Genomic DNA, 22,371 nt, shown 5'->3' on the forward strand with positions numbered 1-22,371 from the left:
CGGGCTTCTCCACCGCGGCCGCCATCACCTCGGTGTCGGGGCGCGGCGTCGGCATGGACGTGGTGCGCACCAATATCGACCAGATCGGCGGCACCATCGACATCAAGAGCGTGGCCGGTGAAGGCTCGAGCGTCACCATCAAGATCCCGCTGACGCTCGCCATCGTCTCCGCCCTGATCGTCGAAGCCGCCGGCGACCGCTTTGCGATCCCGCAGCTCTCGGTGGTCGAATTGGTGCGGGCCCGCGCCAACTCCGAGCACCGCATCGAGCGCATCAAGGACACCGCGGTCCTCAGGTTGCGCAACAAGCTGCTGCCGCTGATCCACCTCAAGAAGCTCTTGAAGATCGACGACGGCGCGGCCTCCGATCCCGAGAACGGCTTCATCGTGGTGACGCAGGTCGGCAGCCAGACCTTCGGCATCGTCGTCGACGGCGTGTTCCACACCGAAGAGATCGTCGTGAAGCCGATGTCGACCAAGCTGCGTCACATCGACATGTTCTCCGGCAACACGATTCTGGGCGACGGCGCGGTGATCATGATCATCGACCCCAACGGCATTGCCAAGGCGCTCGGCGCCGCCGGCTCCTCGGCCCATGACATGGGTGATGAGAATGGCGCGCACCACATCGGAAGCGGCGAGCAGACCACCTCGCTGCTGGTGTTCCGCGCCGGCTCGTCGCAGCCCAAGGCGGTCCCGCTCGGGCTGGTCACGCGCCTGGAAGAGCTGCCGGCCGACAAGATCGAGTTCTCCAACGGCCGCTACATGGTGCAGTACCGCGAGCAGCTGATGCCGCTGGTCGCCATGGAAGGCGTCACCATCGCGAGCCAGGGCGCCCAGCCGATCCTGGTGTTCGCCGACGACGGCCGCTCCATGGGCCTCGTCGTCGACGAGATCATCGACATCGTCGAGGAACGGCTCAACATCGAGGTCGGCGGCTCCTCCTCCGGCATTCTCGGCTCGGCCGTGATCAAGGGCCAGGCCACCGAGGTGATCGATGTCGGCCACTTCCTGCCGATGGCGTTCGCTGACTGGTTCACCCGCAAGGAGATGAAGCCGTCGATGCACTCGCAATCGGTGCTCTTGGTCGACGACAGCGCGTTCTTCCGCAACATGCTGGCGCCGGTGCTGAAGGCGGCCGGCTACCGCGTCCGCACCGCGCCGACCGCGCAGGAGGGCCTCGCGGCACTGCGCGCCCAGAGCTTCGACGTGATCCTGACCGACATCGAGATGCCCGACATGAACGGGTTCGAGTTCGCGGAAGTGATCCGCTCCGACAACAACCTCGCCGCGACGCCGATCATCGGCCTGTCGGCGCTGGTGTCGCCGGCGGCGATCGAGCGCGGCCGTCAGGCCGGCTTCCACGACTATGTCGCCAAGTTCGACCGTCCCGGCCTGATCGCGGCGCTGAAGGAGCAGACCGCGGGCGCCGCCGGCGCCTCCGAGCTGAGCCGGGCCGCGGCGTAGAGCATGATCCGGAAAAGTGCGAAGCGGTTTTCCGATCAGATCATGCTCAAAACAAGAGGGCGGGACGAGGAGAGAGATCGATGAGCAGCAAGACCCAGTCCAGCGAAGGCGCCATGGTCGAATACGTCACCGCGATGATCGGCGGCCAGCTGTTCGGCCTGCCGATCTCCCGCGTCCAGGACGTGTTCATGCCCGAGCGCGTCACCCGCGTGCCGCTGTCCTCGCGCGAGATCGCGGGCGTCTTGAACCTGCGCGGCCGCATCGTCACCGTCGTCGACATGCGCTCGCGTCTCGGCCTGCCCAGGGACGAGGACGGCAAGACCCCGATGGCGGTCGGCGTCGACCTGCGCGGTGAATCCTATGGCCTCTTGATCGACCAGATCGGCGAGGTGCTGCGCCTGCCCGAGGACGGCAAGGAAGAGAACCCCGTCAACCTCGACCCCCGCATGGCCAAGCTCGCCGGCGGCGTCCACCGCCTCGACGGCCAGCTCATGGTCGTGCTCGACGTCGATCGCGTCCTCGAGCTCGCGCCCGAAATGATGGCGGCCTGATACGGCGGCGCTGCCGCCGGCGGGCCTGCAATTGGAAGTGTCCCCGCAAAGGGGAGGAAGCAGAGGTTCACATGCGAACTTGTCTCGTCGTTGATGATTCCAGCGTCATCCGCAAGGTTGCGCGCCGGATCCTGGAGGGCCTCGACTTCCAGATCCTCGAAGCCGAGGACGGTGAGAAGGCGCTGGAGGCCTGCAAGCGCGGCCTGCCCGACGCGGTGCTGCTCGACTGGAACATGCCAGTCATGGACGGCTACGAGTTTCTCGGCCACCTCCGCCGCATGCCCGGCGGCGACCAGCCCAAGGTGGTGTTCTGCACCACCGAGAACGACGTCGCGCATATCGCGCGCGCGCTGCACGCCGGCGCCAACGAGTACATCATGAAGCCGTTCGACAAGGACATCGTGACGGCGAAGTTCCAGGAAGTCGGCCTGATCTGAGCGATCGCCCGGAGGCTGAACGGATCCTTCGGCGCTTGTTTTCAACTGAACCGTTTCAGTCTGAGTTGGTGAGTAATGAGTGTTGCGTTCGCAGGTAATTCGACTACGGGCACGTCGCGCGAAGCCGGGCCACTGCGGGTGATGATCGTCGACGACTCCGTCGTCATCCGCGGTCTGATCTCGCGCTGGATCGGCGCCGAGCATGACATGGAGGTCGCGGCCTCGCTGCGCACCGGGCTCGAGGCGGTCAACCAGCTGGAACGCATCAATCCTGACGTTGCCGTGCTCGACATCGAGATGCCCGAGCTGGATGGCCTCTCGGCGCTGCCGCAGCTGCTGGCGAAGAAGCGCGATCTCGTCATCATCATGGCCTCGACGCTGACCCGCCGCAACGCGGAGATCAGCTTCAAGGCGCTGTCGCTCGGCGCGGCCGATTACATCCCCAAGCCGGAGTCGACGCGCGAAGCGTCGGCCGCCGACACCTTCCATCACGACTTGATCCAGAAGATCCGCCATCTCGGCGCGCGGCTGCGCCGCAAGCCAGCGGTTGCGAGCCCGCCGCTGGCGCCCGCGAGCCCGGCTCCGGCTGCGCGCAGTCCAGTTGCAAGGCCTGCCGCGCCTGCACCCGCTCCGGCCGTGCATGCCCCCGCGTCAGGAGTGCTGTCGACGCGTCCGTTCTCGGCCCAGGCGCCGAAGGTGCTGCTGATCGGCTCCTCGACCGGCGGTCCCCAGGCGCTGATGTCGCTCGTCACCGAGCTCGGCCCGGTGATCGACCGCTTCCCGGTGCTGATCACCCAACACATGCCGCCGACCTTCACCACCATCCTTGCCGAGCATCTGGCGCGTTCGAGCCGCCGGCCGGCAGCCGAGGCGGTCGACGGCGAGCCGGTGAAGCCGGGACGGATCTATCTTGCGCCCGTCGGCAAGCACATGCGCGTCGCGCGCAGCGGCGCGGACGCCGTGATCGCGCTCGACGACGGCCCCGCCGTCAATTTCTGCAAGCCTGCGGTCGATCCGCTCTTCACCTCCGCCATCGACGTCTGGCATGGCGCCATTCTCTCCGTGATCCTGACGGGCATGGGCTCGGACGGCATGCGCGGCGGCAAGGACATCGTTGCCGCCGGCGGTAGCGTGATCGCCCAGGACGAAGCCTCCAGCGTGGTCTGGGGCATGCCGGGGGCGGCGGCCAATGCCGGCATCTGCGCGGCGATCCTGCCGCTCAACCAGATCGGCGCCAAGGTCAATCGCCTGTTCGCGGGAGAGCGCTCGTGACCCCGACGGACTACGATTATCTGCGCAAGTTCCTGAAGGAGCGCTCGGGTCTCGATCTCTCCGCCGACAAGCAATATCTGGTCGAGAGCCGGCTGCTGCCGCTCGCCCGCAAGGCGAGCCTTCCCGGCATCCCCGATCTCGTGTTGAAGATCAGGAACGGCGACGGCCGGCTCGCGACCGACGTGGTCGAGGCGATGACCACCAACGAGACCTTCTTCTACCGCGACAAGATTCCGTTCGACCACTTACGCGAGACCATCCTGCCCGGCCTGATCCAGGCGCGCGCGGCACGCAAGAGCTTGCGCATCTGGTCGGCGGCGGCCTCGACGGGGCAGGAGCCTTATTCGATCGCAATGTGCGTGAAGGAGATGGGGGCAGTCCTCGCCGGTTGGCGCATCGAGATCGTCGCCACCGATCTGTCGCAGGAGGTGCTGGAGAAATCCAAGGCCGGTGTCTACAGCCAGTTCGAGGTGCAGCGCGGCCTGCCGATCCAGCACCTGATGAAGTACTTCACGCAAGTCGGCGAGCTCTGGCAGCTCAACGCCGACATTCGCGCGATGGTGCAGTTCCGTCAGCTCAATCTGCTGCAGGATTTCTCGCATCTCGGCACGTTCGACGTGATCTTCTGCCGCAACGTGCTGATCTATTTCGACCAGGACACCAAGGCGGTGATCTTCGAGCGGATGGCGAAGGCGATGGAGACCGACGGCACGCTGCTGCTCGGCGCCGCCGAATCCGTCGTCGGCATCACTGACGCGTTCCGCCCGGTCACCGAGCGCCGCGGTCTCTATCAGCTCAACCCCGCGCGCTCCGGCAGGGCGATGGGCGGGCTGATGCCGCAGCCGCTGAAGGTTGCCGCGGCGAGGTGAGGTGAGGTGCTTCTTACCCTCTCCCCTTGGAGAGGGTGGCTTCGCGAAAGCGAAGCCGGGTGAGGGGTATGTCTCCGCGAGTGAACCTCTCGCATTGAAGCGCATGGATAGAACCCCTCATCCGGCGCTTCGCGCCACCTTCTCCCACAAGGGGAGAAGGGAAGAAGCCCATCCCTCACAAAATCGCATGCGGCAGAAACCGCGAGCGGTTGCCCGTGATCGGGCTCTCGTCCTCGCGAATCGAGAGACCGCACGGCTCGTGATTCACCAGCCAGCTTCCGACCACCGGATAAAAACCGGAATAATTCGGCAGCGGTGACAATGCCTGGCGCACGAAACCTTCGGCGCCGTAGGGACCTGCCTGCTCGTCGAGCGGCGTGCCGCCGGACACCAGCGTGACATTGGCGCCCTCGCGCGACAGCAGCGGCTTGCGCACATACGACGTTCCGAGCTCCGCGGCCCGCGCGTCGTCCTCGAAGAAGGCCGGCAGCAGATTGGGATGGTTCGGAAACATCTCCCAGAGCAGCGGCAAAATGCCCTTGTTGGAGAGCACCGCCTTCCACGGCGGCTCGATCCAGCGCGTCGGTGCGTCCTCGAGCTTTGCGCCGAAGGCGTCGTGGAACATCCACTCCCAGGGATAGAGCTTGAAGGCGAGCGCGATATCGCCATCGTCGAGATCGACGAAGCCGCCGGGCTCGTCGCGCCAGCCGATCTGCTCGATGTCGAGCAGCCTGGTCGAAAGTCCCGCCTGGCGTGCAGTGTCTTCGAGATAAGCGAGCGTGCCGGCGTCCTCGTCATTGCCGGTGATGCCGGTGAGATGGACGTGGCGGCCGCCGGCGATCTCCTTCCACGCCGCGATCAGCCGCTCATGGATGGAGTTGAATTGATCGGCACGCGACGGGATGACGCGGCGTTCGATCGCCTGCTCGAGCCAGGTCCATTGAAACACCGCGGCCTCGAAGATCGAGGTTGGCGTGTCCGCGTTGTATTCGAGCAGCTTTGCCGGCGACTTGCCGTCGAACCTCAAATCGAGCCGGCCATAGAGACTGCGGTCGTCGCGCTTCCAGCTCTCGGCGATCAGGCTCCAGAACGCTTCCGGGATCTTCAAGCGCCGCAAGTAGCGCTCGTCGCCGATGACGCGGCCGGCAAGCTCCAGGCACATCGCGTCGATCTCGCCGGTCGGCGTCTCGATGCCGCGCTCGATCTCGTCCAGCGTGAAGCCGTAATAGGCGCGCTCGTCCCAATAGCGCTCGCCGTCGATGGTGTGGAAGACGAAGCCGCATTTCGCTGCGGTCTCTCGCCAGTCGTCGCGCTCGAGGCAGGTGATGCGCTGCATGGTCAGCCGCCGCCCGAGAAGCCGTGGCCGAACGAGCCGAAGCCGCCGCGGCTCACGCTGCTGTGGCCTGAGTCCGATGACGTGCTCGACGAAGAATGGCTCGATGAATCGCTGCTGAAGAAGCTCGATCGCGACGACCAGCGCGAGCTGCTGCCGCCTGATGAACTGCTGCTGCTGGTGCAGGTCGTGGTCGTCTGCCCCGGCACGGCTCCGGGAGTGGGCTCGCAGGTCTGCCGCGGCATCAAGGTGTAGGCGGTGGTCCCGACTGCGATCGTGCCCATCACCAGCAGCGCGACATGGCCGGAGCGCTTCACCGGCGGTCGCGGCGGCTCGGCCACCGGCCGGCGCTTGCCGAACTCCTTCTTGGCGGGCTTGTCGGCCATGTCAGTAGATCATGCTGGCGGCGTTGAGCAGCCCCGCGGCGAACGAGGACAGGCCGAGCCAGATCGCCGGGGCAAGCTCGCCGGCGGAGATCCGCTCCGACAGATTGGGGACCGGGACCTTGACGAGGAAGAACACGATGACCTGCACGATGAGCGCGATCGTCGCCCAGATCAGGCAGTCCAGCACATTGGCCGAATGCGCGATGGCGCTGACCAGCGGTGCCACGAAGCCGAGCAGGCTGAGCCCGAGCGCGATCGCCGCGGCCGGCTCGTTGTCGCGGATGAGCTGGAATTCGTTATGGGCCGTGATGCGGGTGTAGACGAACAGATAGGCCACGGTCGCGATCAGCCCGGTGCAGAAATAGACCAGGAAGGCGGGCAGGCCGGCGAGTGATTGCAGGATCATCGTTCCCCCATCGTGCAGCGACCATTCGTCGGCGGGGAGAGCGTAGCGGTTCAAAGGTTAAGAGCTGAAGCTGTAGCCGCGATGGCGGTGTACCTCTCCCGCTTGCGGGGGAGGTCGGCGCGGAGCGCCGGGTGGGGGTTCTCTCCACACAGGGATTGTCCCGATGTGACACCCTCTCCCCGACCCTCTCCCGCAAGCGGGAGAGGGAGAAATCGGGTCCCCCCAAAAACAAAACCCCGCCATTTGCGGCGGGGTCCAGGCTGGGAGGAGCGAGCCCGTGGGACTCGCGACGTAAACCCAGAGGATCAGGCGGGGATGCGCTCGTCGGCCTCGTGCGGCTCGCGCAGCACGTAGCCGCGGCCCCACACGGTCTCGATGAAGTTGCGGCCCTCGGAGGCGTTGGCGAGCTTCTTGCGGAGCTTGCAGATGAAGACGTCGATGATCTTCAGCTCGGGCTCGTCCATGCCGCCATAGAGGTGATTGAGGAACATTTCCTTGGTGAGGGTCGTGCCCTTGCGCAAGCTGAGCAGCTCCAGCATCTGATATTCCTTGCCGGTCAGATGCACGCGCTGGCCGCCGACTTCCACCGTCTTGGTGTCGAGGTTGACGACGAGGTCGCCGGTCTGGATGACCGACTGGGCGTGGCCCTTGGAGCGGCGCACGATCGCGTGGATGCGGGCCACCAGCTCGTCCTTGTGGAAGGGCTTGGTCATGTAGTCGTCGGCGCCGACGCCGAGACCCTTGACCTTGTCCTCGATGCCGGCGAGGCCGGAGAGGATCAGAATCGGTGTCTTGATCTTGGAGACCCGGAGCTGCTTGAGCACGTCGTAGCCGGACATGTCGGGCAGGTTGAGGTCGAGGAGAATAATGTCGTAATCGTATAGTTTACCGAGATCGACGCCTTCTTCCCCCAAATCGGTCGTGTAGACGTTGAAGCTCTCCGACTTCAGCATCAGCTCGATCGACTGCGCGACGGCGCTGTCATCTTCAATCAGCAAAACGCGCATGCCAGTTCCCCATAGTCGCCGCTCCTGGGCGTCAGGTCGGCCGCATTCGCGGCACTCAACAAAACGCCTTTGAACAACTGATTCGGATCCTGACAACAGATGGTTAACAAACTCTGATTCTGGAACGCAAGTCCCCCCGGTGCAATTTTCGTCGAATCGCCCTAAGGTCTTGCGCGCGAAGCAGCTTTCGTTACCCGATTCCGTTCAAGCTCCACTTTAAGAGACGGGCCTAACCGACTCCCGCGACTCAGCCTTCTTCTGAAGGGGAGTCACGCTCAGTCACAAAGACAGTGACGCAATGATTAATGATGCGGGTAAACACGAAGTTAAGCGCCGTTCAGAAATATGGCGAAACTTAAGAGTTTCACCGTGAAGTCCCGGATGACCAAGGCGCGCCTCTTAATGAAGGCTCACCGATGAAGGCTCTTGCCGAACAGATCGGCGACATCGACGGCATCAACATTTACGGCCGCGTGGTCGGCGTGCGCGGCTTGATGGTCGAGGTGGCCGGTCCGATTCACGCGATGTCGGTCGGCGCGCGGCTCGTGATCGAGACCGGCGCCAACCGCACCATTCCCTGCGAGGTGATCGGCTTCTCCGGCAACAATGCTGTCGTGATGCCGTTTGCCGGCCTCGATGGCGTGCGCCGCGGCTGCAAGGCGGTCATTGCCAATGCCGCCAATCAGGTGCGGCCGTCCGCAGCCTGGCTCGGCCGCGTCGTCAACGCGCTGGGCGAGCCGATCGACGGCAAGGGACCGCTGCCGCAGGGCTCTTCGCCGATGCCGTTCCGCAACACGCCGCCGCCCGCACATTCGCGCAAGCGCGTCGGCAGCCCGCTCGATCTCGGCGTGCGCGCGATGAACACGTTCCTCACTTGCTGCCGTGGCCAGCGCATGGGTATCTTCGCAGGGTCCGGCGTCGGCAAGTCGGTGCTGCTGTCGATGCTGGCACGCAACGTCGATGCCGATGTCAGTGTCATCGGGCTGATCGGCGAACGCGGCCGCGAGGTTCAGGAATTCCTGCAGGACGATCTCGGCGAGGAGGGCCTCGCGCGTTCGGTCGTGGTGGTCGCGACCTCCGACGAGCCCGCGCTGATGCGCCGCCAGGCGGCGTATCTCACGCTCGCGGTCGCCGAGTATTTTCGCGACGAGGACAAGGACGTGCTCTGCCTGATGGACTCGGTGACGCGCTTTGCCATGGCCCAGCGCGAGATCGGCCTGTCCGCCGGCGAGCCGCCGACCGCCAAGGGCTACACGCCGACCGTCTTCACCGAATTGCCGAAGCTGTTGGAGCGCGCCGGGCCGGGCCTGGGGGAGGGTGCCATCACCGCGATCTTCACGGTGCTGGTCGACGGTGACGACCATAATGAGCCGATCGCGGATGCCGTCCGCGGCATCCTCGACGGCCACATCGTGATGCAGCGGTCGATCGCCGAGCGTGGCCGCTATCCCGCGATCAACATCCTCAAATCCGTCTCGCGGACGATGCCGAAATCGGCCGATCCGCAATTCTGGCCGACCATCCAGAAGGCGCGGGCGGTGATGGCGACCTATGCCGACATGGAGGAATTGATCCGGCTGGGCGCCTACCGGGCCGGCTCCAGCCCCGAGGTCGACGAGGCGATCCGCCTGCATGAGCCGCTGGAGGCCTTCCTGCGCCAGCGCAAGGACGAAAAGGCATCACTCGCGGACGGCTACCGCCAATTGGCGCAAATCCTGGGCAATTTGGAAACGGAACGCTAACTTTGTCAGGTCATCATCCGATCCCACAGAGTAGCAGAGCCGGTCTCGGCCCTGACAGGGCCTATGGGGTGACCGGTGCCGTCCCACGTGCAGCGGGGGGACTTCTGGGGAGTACGAGTCGATGAAGTCACGAGATACCCTCATCCGCCTGAAGAAGTTTCAGGTCGACGAGAAGCGCCGCCGGGTCACCCAGATCGAGACCATGATCGCCGACTTCCAGCGGATGTCGGTCGATCTCGAACGCGAGATCCAGACCGAGCAGGAGCGTGCCGGGATCAACGATCCCTCGCACTTCGCCTATCCGACTTATGCCAAAGCCGCGATCCAGCGCCGCGAGAACCTGACCCGTTCGGCCGACGAGCTCAAGGGTCAGCTCGAGGAAGCCAAGGCCGCGCTGGCCGAGGCCTTCGAGGAGCTGAAGAAGGTCGAGCTCCTGGACGAGCGCGATCAGGCCCGCGAGCGCGCCGAAGAGAACGCCCGTGAGCAGGCCGACCTCGACAGCATCGGCCTGATGCGTGCCCGCATCGGCGCCGTCGCCTAAGGGCGCCAGCAGCCAGACCATCCAGGAATTTGCCAAAACCCGGACCCGCAAGGTCCGGGTTTTCGTATCTGCTGTCCACAGTGTGGCGCCGCGCCCCTTGGTGGTCGGCTTTGCCGCGCGCTATGGTAGCGGGAATGAATGCTGTGCCAGCGACGGCGGTGCCCATCTCTCCCTTGGGAGAGGTTGGCGCGGAGCGCCGGGTGAGGGGTGACGGTCTTCCGTCAGCCCTGCGCCCCCTCACCCGATTTGCTGCGCAAATCGACCTCTCCCCGTCGGGGAGAGGTGAAGGGAAGCGACGGGCCGCGTTTCAGGGGGCTGAATGCTGACGCCAGCAGAGCTGGTCGGGTTGATCGAGGCGGTGGCGAAGGGCGATCAGGCCGCGTTCGAGCGCCTCTACGCCGCCACGCGCGCGAAACTCTATGGCGTCGTGCTCCGTATCTTGCGTCGGCAGGATCTCGCAGAGGAGGTCATTCAGGAGACCTATGTCAAGATCTGGAACAGCGCCGGCCAGTTCAATCCGGCGCTGTCGTCGCCGATCACGTGGATGGCCTCGATCGCGCGCAACCGTGCGATCGACATCGTGCGCAAGAAGTCGGAAACCTCCATCGAGGAAGAGCCTCAGGCGATGGAGGTCGCAAGCGAGAGTCCCGATCCGCTGGCGCGCCGCGAGATGACCGAGGAGCTGAAGCGGCTCCTGGAATGTATCGGCCGGCTCGAGCCGGACCGTCAGAAGCTCGTGCTGCTCGCCTATTACAACGGCTGGAGCCGCGAGCAATTGGCGGAGAAATTTTCAGCGCCCGTCAACACGGTGAAGACGTGGCTCCGGCGCAGCATGTTGGATATCCGGGAGTGCCTCGGGCTTTAGAGGGTGGCGAGAGTGTATAAGTCGGCGCAGCGGTCTCGCTTCCCCTCTCCCGCAGGGAGAGGTCGGATTGCATCGCAAGATGCAATCCGGGTGAGGGGTTACGCTCTCTCATGGGACCTGAGCCCCTCACCCGATTTGCGCGGGACGATGCTTCGCATCGCCCGGGGCAAATCGACCTCTCCCTTCGGGAGAGGTGAGGGAATGTGATGGCCTATACGGAGGACCATATCGCGCTCGCCGCGGAATACGCGCTCGGCACGCTCGACGCCGATGAGCGCGCGCAGGTCGAGACCATGATGGCGGTGGACGAGGCGTTCGCCGAGATCGTGCGCGCCTGGGCCTATCGGCTCGGCGCGCTCAACCAGATGGTCGGCTCGGTCGAGCCGCGTCCGATCGTGTGGGAGAACATCAGGTCCGAGATCGCGCGCGCGGCCCTTGCGCAGGAGCCGCCTCCGCTTGCCGAGGCTTCGCCGCCGCCTGTGCCGGAGTCATCCTCATTGCAGACTGCGGAGGCCCCGACCGAGAGCTCGCAGTCGGCAGAGGTGCAGCATCCCGAAGCCCGGCCGCCTGAGACGTCGCGTCCCGAGCCGGACGCCATCCCTGACATCGCGCCACAATTCATCCCGCAAGTCCACGCTCCCGATCTCAACATCGTCCGCGCGCCGCAGGCGCCGGTCGTCGACGACAGCAATGTGATTCGGCTCGAGGGCCGGGTGAAGCGCTGGCGCAACGTCGCATCCGCCGTCGGCGCGCTTGCGGCCGCGCTGCTCGTCACGCTGTCGCTGCAAATCTTCCTGCCCGACGCGCTGCCGGGGGCCCTGCGTCCCGCGCCGCGCATCCAGACGGTCGAGGTGAAGACCCCGGCCGCGCCGCTCGCGGCGTCCGCGCAATATGTCGCGCTGCTGCAAGGCCAGGCCGGCGGTCCCGCCTTCATCCTCACCATCGACGGCGCGACGCGCAATTTCACGGTGCGGAAGGTCGGCGCGACGCCGGAGCCCGGCAAGAGCTTCGAGCTCTGGCTGATCTCCGACAAGCTGCCGCGCCCGCGCTCGCTCGGCGTCATCGGCGCCAGCGATTTCACCGCGCGTCCGCTGCTCGCCTCCTACGATGCCGAGGTCGTCAACGGCGCGACCTACGCCGTCACGGTCGAGCAGGCCGGCGGTTCGCCGAACGGCCAGCCGACCTCGTCCCCCGTGTTTTCCGGCAAGCTGATCGAGACCGTGCCGCCCACGCAGCCGCAGGCGCCCACCCAAAAATAGCTGCCGTAGCCCGGATGAGCGAAAGCGATATCCGGGACGTCTGGTCCCGCATGTCGCTGCGCTCATGCGGGCTACGAACCTGTCGCCACGGTCCATCCCGCCGTCGCATCCCGACAAGTCCGGCCGAATCCGCCCCCGATTTGAACCTCCTCGCGATTGGCGGCGTCAAATCCCCGGAATTTGAAGTCGACGCGGCCGATCGCGATGCCGGAAAGGGCGAGAAAATCAGATGGATGCAGCGAGAACGCCGGGCATCTTCCTTCACCAATATGCAGGCCTGCCACACGGCGCGGCATTCGAACATTGGCGCGAGCGGGCCGTCGGTCCCTGCGGCCTCGATATCGGGCCGAGCCATGGCGACGGCATCGATTGCCGGCTGCAGATCAGCGTCGTCGACAACATCGCGCTCGCCATTCCGGAAGGTGCCTCGGCGCAATATTCCCGCACGCAGAGCCATCTTGCCGACGGCAGCGACGATCTCGTGCTGATATCGGCCCATGCGGGGCTCGTCCGCGTCGGGCAGAACGGCCACACCGTCGAGCTTGCGCCCGCGCAGATGGTGCTCGTCGACATGAGCGTGACCGGGACCGTCGGCCACACCGATGCAGACCGCTTCACCACCATTCGCATGCCGCGCCGCGCGCTGCTCGACATCAATCCGCGCGCCGAGGACAAGCTCTCGCAGGTGCTCTGCGACGGCGCGGTCGCCGAGACCATCTTCCGCTACCACGCACTCGCCGCCAATCAGGGGCCGCATCTCGACGCCGTTGGCCAGCGTCTGACCGCGCAGCACATGGTCGATCTCGTCGGCCTCCTGCTCGGCACCGATGCCGAGCACGCCAGCCGCGCCCGCGGCCGGGGGCAGACGGCGGCTCGCCTCGATCTCATGCGCGCCGACGTGATGGCCGCACTCGGCCGCAGCGATCTCTGCCTCGCCGAAGTTGCGACGCGCTCGGGCTTAAGCCCGCGCCAGGCACAGCGCCTGTTCGAGCAGGCCGGCACGACCTTCACCGAATTCGTTCTGGAGCAGCGCCTGCTTCATGCGCGCAAGCTGCTCGGCGATCCCCGCGCCAGGGCGCGCAAGATCAGCGACATCGCGCATTCCTCGGGCTTCTCCGATCTGTCCTATTTCAACCGCGCCTTCCGCAAGCGCTTCGGCGCGACGCCGTCGGAACTGCGCGAGGCGTGAGGCGGGCGACTTCGTGCAGCGGCGCGTCGCTGGCACAGTTGGTCGATGAGGGCTGTTGAGCTATATTTGCCCGCGCGGCCAGACCGCGGGATTGCTTTGGAAAGTATAGCAGGCAGACATGGCGCGTATCGTCGTGCTCGGCGCCGGGTTTGCAGGCCTGTGGGCGGCCATCGGTGCTGCGCGCAAGCGCGACGAGATCGGTGCGAACGACGAGATCGAGATCCGCCTGATCGACCGCAATCCCTATCACAATATCCGCGTGCGCAATTACGAAGCCGATCTCAGCGAGGTCGCGCTTCCGCTCGGCTCATTGCTCGATCCGATCGGTGTCGCGCATGGCCTCGGCGAGGTCGCGGCGATCGACCCGGCGCATCGTCGGATATCGCTGGTGACGAGCGATGGCGAGGAGACGCTGGACTATGACCGCCTCGTGCTGGCGCTTGGCAGCGAGGTGATGCGTCCCGACATTCCAGGCCTTGCCGAGCACGCTTTCGACGTCGACACCTATCCCGCGGCGCTTCGCCTCGATGATCATCTCGTCTCGCTCGGATGCAGCGCGCCGTCTCCGGGACGATCCACCGTTGTCGTGGTCGGTGCCGGCTTCACCGGCATCGAGGTTGCAGCCGAATTGCCGGACAGGCTGGCGCGCGCCGGCATCACCGGCCCCCGGCGCATCATTCTGATCGATCCCAATCCGGCGGTCGGCGCGACCATCGGCGCGCACGCGCAGCCGGTCATCGCGACAGCATTGTCGGCGCTCGAGGTCGAGACACGGCTCGGCGTCCGCGTCGCCTCTGTGGAAGCCGCCGGCATGCGCCTGAACTCGGGTGAGTTCATTCCGGCGCAGACGGTGATCTGGTGTGCCGGGATGCGCGCGAGCCCTTTGGCGGCAAGCTTTCCCGACGCACGCGACCGGCTCGGGCGCCTCCTGGTCGATCCGTTCATGCGGGTTGCGGATGTGGCTGGCGTGTTCGCGGCCGGTGATGTCGCCTCCAGCGTGGTCGACGGGCTGCATCCGACCGTCATGTCCTGCCAGTTCGCCCGCCCCATGGGCCGCTTCGCCGGCCACAACGTGGTCGCCGATCTCGCGGGCTTGCCGCTGCTGCCGCTGCGCATCGACTGGTACGTCACCGTGCTCGATCTCGGCGCCTGGGGCGCGCTCTACACGGAGGGCTGGGACCGCGAGGTCAAGACGACCGGCGCGGCCGCAAAGGCCACCAAGCAGACCATCAACCGCAAGCGCATCTATCCGCCGCTCACCGGCAGCAAGGACGATCTGTTTGCTGCCGCCGCGCCGACAGTGCAGGCGCCACCGCCGACCTACGGGGCGCGGTAGTGGTGAGGCAGCCGTCGTGCCGCAAACTCGCTGTCATCGTCCGCGAAGGCGGACGATCCAGTATTCCAGAGACAGTAGTGGATACGGAGGAGCTGCGGCGTACTGGATTCCCCGCCTTCGCGGGGAATGACAGCAGTGTTAGTCGAGGAATGTCCGCGCTTCAGTTGCAGAATATGCACACCCCAGACATGAGAAAGCGCCCGTGGGGGGCGGGCGCTTTCTGTAGTCGACTTGGGGTTGGGGTCGTCTACATATCCACGTGGCGACTTTGGGGGGCTGGTAAAGAGCCGCGTGAATTCACAAAACTCGTCAGATCTCCTCAGCGAACGAGGGACGCGTCCGAACTGGTGACAACGACCGGCTTGCCGGCCTTGATGACGCGGGCGGTCTGGGTCAGGCCTTCATCCGAACCCGAGCGCGCCGTCATGCCAAAGCCCGCCACCGCGATCCCTGCGACGAGCGCCACGACCACAATCTTCACATGGGTCGAGCGATCTGCGCTGTAGATCGAGTGGTTCATGGAAGCCTCCTGCCGCCATCTACCCGAAGTAGTCGCCAGCCCGTTCAGGCAGGTTCATGCTTCCGGTGCCCAACAACCTAGTATTGGGGGGATTCGTTCCCAAGTGGCGATCACAAGAGCGTGACAGGACGTGAAAGATCGCGATCAAAAGCGATCCTTGATCGTGCTTTTCTATAATTATTTCAAAGCTGTAATGTGCCTGTTGGATGATTTTTCCGCTCTTGGTCGACAAGGCACCAGGAACCCAAAAACCATTTGCCTGTGACTGAAAAACACACGGCTTCTTAAGGCAAATCAGATGCTTCCGACCGTTTTCAACCTCGCCCTGGGGTGGATTTCAGCCTGCGACAGCACGGTGGTCTGGGCCCGGAACCGTTCCACCAGGGACCGCACGAACGGACGAATGGCCGCAGAGGTGACCAGCACCGGCGCCTCGCCTTCGCGGGCGGCGCGCTCGAAGGCCTCGCGCACGGCGGTCATGAACTCCGACAGTTTCGAGGGCTGCATGGCGAGGCTGCGCTCCTCGCCCTGGCCGATGATGGATTCGGCGAAGGCCTGCTCCCATTTCGCCGACAGCGCGATCAGCGGCAGATAGCCGTTGTAGGAGGTGTTTTGCGCGCAGATCTGCCGCGCGAGGCGCGCGCGGACGTGCTCGACCATGGTGGCCGGATTGCGCGAGAACGCGAGCGAATCCGCGATGCCTTCGAGGATGGTGGAGAGGTCGCGGATCGAGATGCGCTCGGCGAGCAAGAGCTGCAGCACGCGCTGGATGCCGGAGACAGTGACCTGGCCCGGGACGATGTCCTTGACCAGCTCGCTCTGCTCCTTCGGCAGCTCCTTGAGCAGCTTCTGCACTTCGCCATAGGACAACAGGTCCGACATGTTGGCCTTGAGCAGCTCGGTGAGATGGGTCGAGAGCACGGTCGCGGCGTCGACGACGGTGTAGCCCTTGAGAGAAGCCTCTTCCTTGAGGCTGGCATCGACCCAGGTCGCGGGCAGGCCGAAGGTGGGCTCGGTGGTGTGGATGCCGGGCACCTGCACCTGGCTGCCGCCGGGGTCCATGACCATGAACTGGTTCGGCCAGATCTTGCCGGTGCCGGCGTCGACCTCCTTGATCTTGATGATGTAGGTGTTGGCCTCGAGCTGGACGTTGTCGAGGATGCGCACCGCCGGCATCACGAAACCCATCTCGATCGCGAGCGAGCGGCGCAGCGCCTTGATCTGCTCGGTGAGGCGGTCGGTGCCGTCGGGGCCGTTGACGAGCGGCAGCAGCGCGTAGCCGAGCTCGATCTTGAGATCGTCGATCTTGAGCGCCGCCGAGATCGGCTCCTCGGCTGCGGCAGCGCCCGGCGCGCCGGGCATTCCTGCAGCCGGCGCGGCCTTGGCGGCTTCCTCGGCCTTGACGGCGGTCTTCTTGTGGTGGCGGGCATGCCAGGCCAGCGCACCGGCGCCGGCGCCGAGCGCGAGGAAAGGGATGGTCGGAATGCCCGGCAGCGCCGCCAGCACCAGCATCACCGCCGAGGACATGGCGAGCGCCTGCGGATAGCCGGAGAACTGCTTCATCAGCGCCTTGTCGGCGGCGCCGGAGACGCCGGCCTTGGAGACGAGCAGGCCGGCCGCGGTCGAGACGATCAGCGCCGGCACCTGGGTGACGAGGCCGTCACCGACGGTCAGCAGCGTGTAGCTGCGGCCGGCGTCGGCGAAGGACATGCCCTGCTGCGCGACGCCGATGATCATGCCGCCGACGACGTTGATGAAGACGATCAGGAGGCCGGCGATGGCGTCGCCCCGGACGAACTTGGAGGCACCGTCCATGGCGCCGAAGAAGCCGCTCTCGTCCTCCAGCTCCTTGCGCCGCTCCTTGGCGACCTTCTCGTCGATCAGGCCGGCGGAGAGATCGGCGTCGATCGCCATCTGCTTGCCGGGCATGGCGTCGAGGTGGAAGCGCGCGGCGACTTCGGCGATGCGGCCCGAACCCTTGGTGATGACGACGAAGTTGACGATGATCAGGATGGCGAAGACGATGATGCCGATGACGAAATTGCCACCCATCACGAAGCTGCCGAAGGCCTCGATGACGTGACCGGCGGCGGCCGTGCCCTCGTGGCCGTGCGACAGGATCAGGCGGGTCGAGGCCATGTTGAGCGACAGGCGCAGCATGGTCGAGATCAAGAGGATGGTCGGGAAGGCGGAGAATTCCAGCGGTGCCTGGATGAACAGCGACGTCATCAGGATCAGGATCGAGAGCGTGATCGAGATCGCCAGGAACAGGTCCAGCACGATCGCGGGCAGGGGGAGGATCAGCACCACCAGGATGGTGAGGATGCCGAGCGCCAGCGCGATGTCGCCGCGCTTGAGGATGTTGACGATCTCGTTGACGGAGGGGATACCGGGCTTGGCGCTGCCTACGCCCTGTCCCGCGGTGACGTCGACCATGGTAGCTGCCTCCCCGCGCGACTGCCGTCCGCGCGCCCCAAACGTCTGCGCGGCGGCCGAAGGGCCGCCGTTCCGAAAGTGAGGCACCGCACTGGCGTCCACGGGGGCTCTCCCGTTCTAAACGCGGCCGACGACACTCGACTTCACCCGGCAATTTTTGCCCGGTGTATGGTTAGCAAAGGGTTAACGCGGGGGTGCGGGGAGGGTGATTTAGCTCGTCATTCCGGGGCGCGCGCAGCGCGAGCCCGGAATCCATCGTGCCGCTGGCAATGTGGAGAAATGGATTCCGGGTTCGCGCCAAGTGGCGCGCCCCGGAATGACCGTGGTGGGGGCAAGCAGCCCTACTTCGCCTTCTGCATCTTGGTCACGGTGTACCCCGAACTGGCCTCCTCGGCCTCGAAGGTCACCTTGTCGCCGACCTTCACCTGCTTGAGCATCGCGGCGTCCTTGACGCGGTAGACCATGGTCATGGGCTCCTCCATGCCGAGGCTCTTGGCGGGGCCGTGCTTGAGCGTGATCTTGCCGGCGCCTTCGTCGATCTTCTTGACCTCACCGCTGATCTCGGCAGCCCCGGCCGCCAAAGCTCCGGTGGCAAAGCTCAACGTCAGCGCCAGCACAGCAGTGATACGGATGATGCGGTTCATGGCAGTCTCCTTCGCTATTTCACGGTGACGTGGCCGACCATGCCGTAGTCGCGGTGGTCGGGAATGAGGCACGAAAATTCGAACGTGCCTGGCTTGCTGAACTTCCAGAGGATCTCGGCCGTCTTGTTCGGGGCAAGACGATCGCCGTTGGGATCGTCGTGCTCCATGTGCGGGTGCTTCTTCATCTCCACCGCATGCGCGAGATTCTCCTTGGTGGTGGCGAGCAGGAATTCGTGGTCCTCCTTGCCGACATTGCGCAGCACGAAGCGGATCTGCTCGCCGCGTTTGACCTCGATCCGGGCGGGTGAATAGTCCATCTCGTTCATCAGAATTTCGATCGTGCGCGCGGGCCTCTTGGGATCGCCGGGCTCGCCGGCCGAATAGTTTCCGTGCCCATGCTTGTCGTGAGCAAAGGCCGGTGCGATCGAAAGCGCGGCCAGCGCGAGGCCGAGCTTGATAGTGGTCTTCATCGTGGTCTCCAGTTGGTGGTTCATCGAAACGCTCACATCTTCATGTTCTTCATCGGCGAGCCGCCGGGTTTTTGCCGGGCCGGCTCTGCGGCCGGCGCCGCGACCTCGTAGGCGACGGTGCCTTGCGGGAATTTGTACGGACCGGGATCGCGGTAATCGTCGCGCGCGAGGTCTTCGCGGATCTTCATCACCGTGAACATGCCGCCCATCTCGATCGGCCCGAACTGGCCGGTGCCGGTCATCATCGGCAGCGTGTTGTCGGGCGCGGGCATCTCCATGTTGCCCATCGCCATGCCGGTCGAGCCCATGGCCATGCCGTCAGGCGCGAGCTTGCCGACGGCCTTGGCGAGATCCTTGCGCGACACGCCGATGAGGTTGCGCACGTCGTGTCCCATCGCGTTCATGGTGTGGTGCGACTTGTGGCAATGGAACGCCCAGTCGCCGGGATTGTCGGCGAGCACGTCGAACACCCTGACAGCGCCGACCGGCACGTCGGTCGTCGTCTCGGGAATCTGTGCGCTCTCGGAAATCCAGCCGCCGTCGGTGCAGGTCACCGCAAAGGCGTGGCCGTGCAGGTGGATCGGATGATTGGTCATGCTGAGATTGCCCATGCGCACGCGCACCTTGTCGCCGAGCCTGACCGGCAGCGGATCGATCCCGGGAAACACCCGCGCGTTCCAGGTCCACATGTTGAAGTCGGTCATCTCGTTGACATGCGGAAGATAGGTGCCGGGGTCGACGCGATAGGTGCTCATCACGAACACGAAGTCGCGGTCGACGGCGCGGAAGCCCGGATCGCGCGGATGCACGACCACCATGCCCATCATGCCCATCGCCATCTGCACCATCTCGTCGGAATGCGGGTGGTACATGAAGGTTCCGCTCTTCTTCATCTCGAATTCGTAGACGAAGGTCTTGCCCGGCTCGATGTGCGGCTGGTTCAATCCGCCGACGCCGTCCATTCCGCTCGGAATGATCATGCCGTGCCAGTGCACGGTGGTGTATTCGGGCAGTCGGTTGGTGACGAAGATGCGGACCTTGTCGCCCTCGACGGCCTCGATCGTCGGGCCCGGCGACTGCCCGTTGTAGCCCCACAGATTCACCTTCATGCCTTCGGCGAACTCGCGCACCACCGGTTCTGCGACGAGATGGAATTCCTTCCAGTCGCCGTTCATGCGGAACGGCAGCGACCAGCCGTTCAGCGTGACCACGGGGCGATAGTCCGGGCCGCTGCTCGGATGCAGCGGCGGCTGCATCACCACCTGGTCCATGGTGGGGGCTTCCGGAATCGAGGCGGCCTGCACGCGGCCTTGAATAGCCGACGCGCCGGCAAGCGCGGCGGTGCCCAAAAATCCTCGGCGGGAAAACATCTTGGCCTCCATCTCAGTGGCCGCCGCCATCGGCAGGTGCTGCCGCGGCGATGGTGGTTGGATTGTCGCTGACGGCCGCCGGCGCGCCGCCGCCATTGACGGCGGTCTGCAAATCGGCCTGGGCGAGGAAGAATCTCTGCCTGGCGTCGATGGCGCCGCGCAGCGCCGCCAGGCGCTGCCGCGCCTCGGTGAGCAGCGCGAAGATGTCGACCTGCATGCTGGAGAAGCGCAGCTGCATCTCCTCGGTGATGATCTTGCGCAAGGGGATGATCTCGCGCTGGTAGTGGCTGGCGATGTCGTAGCTGGAGCGATAGACACGATAAGCATCGCGCGCCTCGGAGCGAACGTTGATGGCGCGCTCGGTCAGGCGATTGAAGGCAAAGTTATAACTCTCCGCCGCCTGGCGCACGCGCACCTCGCCGCCGTCGAAGATCGGAATCTGGAACTGGACGTCGAAGCCTCGTTCGCGGAACGGCGGCCCTTCCGGATCCTGGGTGCGGCGGGAGATGCCGGCGAGATCGAGCAGCGTCACGAAACGGGTCGCTTCAGTGAGGTTCAGCGACTTTGCCAGCGCCGTCAGCTCCAGCCGCGCGATCTGCAGGTCGATGCGATGGGCGACCGCGTCGGCCTCGATCGAGGGCAATGCCTGGGGCCGGCGCGGCAGCGGCGGCAGTTGATTGGGGAGGCGGAAGTCGAGACCGTCGTCCCACAGCCCCATCAGGCGCGCCAGCCTTTCGCGCGCGCTCGTCGCCGTCTGCCGCGCGGTGGCGAGGTCGGCGGTGGTCTCGGCGTAAAACACCTGCTCGCGGGCCTGGTCGAGCTTGTTGAGCGAGCCGGTCTCGCCGAGCTTGACCGCGAGCTGTGCGGTCGATTCCGCCGTCGCCTTCGCATCCGTCAGCAGCACCACCATCTCGTTGCCGGCGACAGTGCGGACATAGGCGCGGCGCACGTCGGCGGCGAGCCGCAGCGTCGCCAGGGCCGCGCGCAACTGCGCTCCGCGGAAGCGGTCGCGGGCGATGTCGGAGCGGAACGGCAGGGTGGCGAGCGCGAGGATGTCGCCGACCACCTGGCGCTCGATCTCGCTGGCGCCATTGCCTGAGATCCGCGAGATCGAGAATACCGGATTGGGCGGCAGGCTCTGCTCGACGAGATCGGTCTCGGCCAGCGCCAGCTCGTTATAGGCGGCCTGCAGTCCCTTGTTGTTGAGCAGCGCGATCTGCACGGCCGCGTCCGCGCTGAGCGTCCGCGACAGCAGCTGGCGAACGCGCGCGTCGACCGCGCTGGCGCCCTCGGCTGTTCGCACAAAGGCGACGTCCTTGTTGATGGTCTGGCTCGTCAGATCCGAGACTGTGGTCATGCCGCCGTCGGGCGAGAACGCGGCGCAGCCGGAAACGCTGAACGCAGCAAGGACGAGCAGGCCGCGCGCAAGATGGCGTGTCATGGCGCGCTCCTATCGGTCTTGCTTCGGCTGCGGCGTCACCGCGTCGTTGCGGCCGCGCCACGGCGCCGGCGTCGCGGGCCGTAGGCTGGTATAGGGCGCAATGGTCGAGCGATAGCCGATGCGCGCCACCTTCGCCGTCGGATCGGCGGGGTCGGCGCTGGCGAGCTGTGTCGTTGCCGGCATGCAGCCGGACAGCGCCAGCGCGGCAAAGGCGAGCAGCGGGCAATTGATTCGAAAATATCGTCGCTCCACCGCAGATGCGGCGGACTTCGCCCCGGAAAGCGCAAACATGACCAGTCCTTGATCTGGAGACCACAGGTTCGCGCGCGCAAAAAGCGCGCTCGGCCCGAAATCGTCGCGTCAGATCAGGCGATGGGGGGGCGGTAGTGCTGCGGCGGCGCCGCGCTGTGCAGGCTGGCCATGATCTCGGGCGCGCAGGCGGAGACAGGCAGAAGCGGCTTGGCGACTTCAGGCAGATCGGCCGGCAGCGCGCTGACGCACATCATCCCACAACACGAACCCACGGTTCCCTTGCCGCCATGACGATGCTGGGCGGGGATATCCTTTGCGGCAGTCTGGTGATGCGCGTAGGTTCCCGCATGTTCGTGCGAGGCATCGCCATGAACATGGCTCGCCATCTGGTGATGCGCCGGCACGAGATCGGCAAGGCGTGCTTCGTCGAGGCACGGTGCTGGACCGCTGCCCCAAGCGAGGCTTGCCGCCGGCGCGAGCACGCAGAACAGATAGGCGAGGGCGACAAGGCGCCCCACCCTGATCCGCATCGATCGCGTCAATCGCAACAACATCCCGCCGATATGCTCCTCGCGCGCC

The 22,371-nt window shown here is 65.6% G+C and carries 23 protein-coding genes; 11 read left to right on the forward strand and 12 right to left on the reverse strand.

Features of this window, described 5'->3' with window-relative positions:
* The 5 genes from CVM73_RS07950 to CVM73_RS07970 form a co-directional block, all read left to right on the forward strand.
* The coding region (locus CVM73_RS07950) for an ATP-binding response regulator (protein WP_146006575.1) at positions 1 to 1,466 on the forward strand (1,466 nt) is incomplete at its 5' end.
* Positions 1,467 to 1,546: 80 nt separating this feature from the next.
* The gene (locus CVM73_RS07955; RefSeq protein WP_100231461.1) at positions 1,547 to 2,017 is read left to right on the forward strand and encodes a chemotaxis protein CheW; all 471 of its coding nucleotides are present in this window, start codon (positions 1,547 to 1,549) and stop codon (positions 2,015 to 2,017) included.
* 71 nt (positions 2,018 to 2,088) lie between these two features.
* A complete protein-coding gene (locus CVM73_RS07960) occupies positions 2,089 to 2,454 on the forward strand; it encodes a response regulator (protein ID WP_007600538.1) in 366 nt (121 codons plus the stop codon).
* Between the two features lie 75 nt (positions 2,455 to 2,529).
* Positions 2,530 to 3,726: a protein-glutamate methylesterase/protein-glutamine glutaminase gene (locus tag CVM73_RS07965; protein ID WP_100231462.1), complete on the forward strand. Its 1,197-nt coding sequence runs from the start codon at positions 2,530 to 2,532 to the stop codon at positions 3,724 to 3,726.
* Positions 3,723 to 4,595, forward strand: coding sequence for a CheR family methyltransferase (locus CVM73_RS07970; RefSeq protein WP_100231463.1), 873 nt, complete (start codon positions 3,723 to 3,725; stop codon positions 4,593 to 4,595). The genes CVM73_RS07965 and CVM73_RS07970 overlap by 4 nt, the downstream gene beginning before the upstream one ends.
* 175 nt (positions 4,596 to 4,770) lie before the next feature.
* On the opposite strand, the gene CVM73_RS07975 is transcribed toward CVM73_RS07970, so the two are convergent.
* The 4 genes from CVM73_RS07975 to ctrA all read right to left on the reverse strand — a co-directional run bounded on the left by CVM73_RS07975 (position 4,771) and on the right by ctrA (position 7,727).
* Complete coding sequence (locus tag CVM73_RS07975; RefSeq protein WP_100231464.1) at positions 4,771 to 5,931, reverse strand: glutathionylspermidine synthase family protein; 1,161 nt, start codon at positions 5,929 to 5,931, stop codon at positions 4,771 to 4,773.
* 2 nt (positions 5,932 to 5,933) lie between these two features.
* Positions 5,934 to 6,314, reverse strand: a complete 381-nt coding sequence (locus CVM73_RS07980; RefSeq protein WP_100231465.1) for a hypothetical protein — start codon at positions 6,312 to 6,314, stop codon at positions 5,934 to 5,936.
* A gap of 1 nt (position 6,315) precedes the next feature.
* Positions 6,316 to 6,720 (reverse strand): DUF350 domain-containing protein, encoded by a 405-nt coding sequence (locus CVM73_RS07985; protein ID WP_100231677.1) that lies wholly within the window; start codon positions 6,718 to 6,720, stop codon positions 6,316 to 6,318.
* Between the two features lie 305 nt (positions 6,721 to 7,025).
* The gene (ctrA, locus tag CVM73_RS07990; RefSeq protein WP_016848562.1) at positions 7,026 to 7,727 is read right to left on the reverse strand and encodes a response regulator transcription factor CtrA; all 702 of its coding nucleotides are present in this window, start codon (positions 7,725 to 7,727) and stop codon (positions 7,026 to 7,028) included.
* A gap of 416 nt (positions 7,728 to 8,143) precedes the next feature.
* Between ctrA and fliI the strand changes: the two genes are divergently transcribed.
* From fliI to CVM73_RS08020, 6 genes are all read left to right on the forward strand, one after another.
* Positions 8,144 to 9,469, forward strand: a complete 1,326-nt coding sequence (fliI, locus tag CVM73_RS07995) for a flagellar protein export ATPase FliI (RefSeq protein WP_100231466.1) — start codon at positions 8,144 to 8,146, stop codon at positions 9,467 to 9,469.
* A 121-nt stretch (positions 9,470 to 9,590) separates the two neighbouring features.
* Positions 9,591 to 10,010: a flagellar export protein FliJ gene (gene fliJ / locus CVM73_RS08000; RefSeq protein WP_025032035.1), complete on the forward strand. Its 420-nt coding sequence runs from the start codon at positions 9,591 to 9,593 to the stop codon at positions 10,008 to 10,010.
* A 319-nt stretch (positions 10,011 to 10,329) separates the two neighbouring features.
* Complete coding sequence (locus CVM73_RS08005) at positions 10,330 to 10,875, forward strand: sigma-70 family RNA polymerase sigma factor (protein ID WP_100231467.1); 546 nt, start codon at positions 10,330 to 10,332, stop codon at positions 10,873 to 10,875.
* Between the two features lie 206 nt (positions 10,876 to 11,081).
* Entirely contained in the window at positions 11,082 to 12,134 is a 1,053-nt protein-coding gene (locus tag CVM73_RS08010; protein WP_100231468.1) for an anti-sigma factor, read from the forward strand.
* A 229-nt stretch (positions 12,135 to 12,363) separates the two neighbouring features.
* Entirely contained in the window at positions 12,364 to 13,323 is a 960-nt protein-coding gene (locus CVM73_RS08015; RefSeq protein WP_100231469.1) for a helix-turn-helix transcriptional regulator, read from the forward strand.
* 118 nt (positions 13,324 to 13,441) lie between these two features.
* Positions 13,442 to 14,659, forward strand: a complete 1,218-nt coding sequence (locus tag CVM73_RS08020; RefSeq protein ID WP_100231470.1) for an NAD(P)/FAD-dependent oxidoreductase — start codon at positions 13,442 to 13,444, stop codon at positions 14,657 to 14,659.
* A 319-nt stretch (positions 14,660 to 14,978) separates the two neighbouring features.
* Here the strand turns inward: CVM73_RS08020 and CVM73_RS08025 are convergent, their stop codons facing one another.
* From CVM73_RS08025 to CVM73_RS08060, 8 genes are all read right to left on the reverse strand, one after another.
* On the reverse strand, positions 14,979 to 15,179 hold the full coding sequence (locus CVM73_RS08025; RefSeq protein ID WP_100231471.1) for a hypothetical protein: 201 nt from the start codon (positions 15,177 to 15,179) through the stop codon (positions 14,979 to 14,981).
* 294 nt (positions 15,180 to 15,473) lie between these two features.
* A complete protein-coding gene (gene flhA / locus CVM73_RS08030) occupies positions 15,474 to 17,615 on the reverse strand; it encodes a flagellar biosynthesis protein FlhA (protein WP_167406706.1) in 2,142 nt (713 codons plus the stop codon).
* Positions 17,616 to 17,956: 341 nt separating this feature from the next.
* Positions 17,957 to 18,259 (reverse strand): copper-binding protein, encoded by a 303-nt coding sequence (locus CVM73_RS08035; protein ID WP_100231473.1) that lies wholly within the window; start codon positions 18,257 to 18,259, stop codon positions 17,957 to 17,959.
* A gap of 14 nt (positions 18,260 to 18,273) precedes the next feature.
* Positions 18,274 to 18,729, reverse strand: coding sequence for a cupredoxin domain-containing protein (locus tag CVM73_RS08040; protein WP_167406732.1), 456 nt, complete (start codon positions 18,727 to 18,729; stop codon positions 18,274 to 18,276).
* Between the two features lie 32 nt (positions 18,730 to 18,761).
* A complete protein-coding gene (locus CVM73_RS08045; RefSeq protein ID WP_100231678.1) occupies positions 18,762 to 20,099 on the reverse strand; it encodes a copper oxidase in 1,338 nt (445 codons plus the stop codon).
* A gap of 13 nt (positions 20,100 to 20,112) precedes the next feature.
* On the reverse strand, positions 20,113 to 21,540 hold the full coding sequence (locus CVM73_RS08050) for a TolC family protein (RefSeq protein WP_100231475.1): 1,428 nt from the start codon (positions 21,538 to 21,540) through the stop codon (positions 20,113 to 20,115).
* A 9-nt stretch (positions 21,541 to 21,549) separates the two neighbouring features.
* Positions 21,550 to 21,831, reverse strand: coding sequence for a hypothetical protein (locus tag CVM73_RS08055; protein ID WP_100231476.1), 282 nt, complete (start codon positions 21,829 to 21,831; stop codon positions 21,550 to 21,552).
* 74 nt (positions 21,832 to 21,905) lie between these two features.
* A complete protein-coding gene (locus CVM73_RS08060; protein ID WP_245452241.1) occupies positions 21,906 to 22,322 on the reverse strand; it encodes a hypothetical protein in 417 nt (138 codons plus the stop codon).
* Positions 22,323 to 22,371: the final 49 nt, after the last annotated feature.

This window comes from Bradyrhizobium forestalis, from assembly GCF_002795245.1.
GTDB classification, from domain to species: Bacteria; Pseudomonadota; Alphaproteobacteria; order Rhizobiales; family Xanthobacteraceae; genus Bradyrhizobium; species Bradyrhizobium forestalis.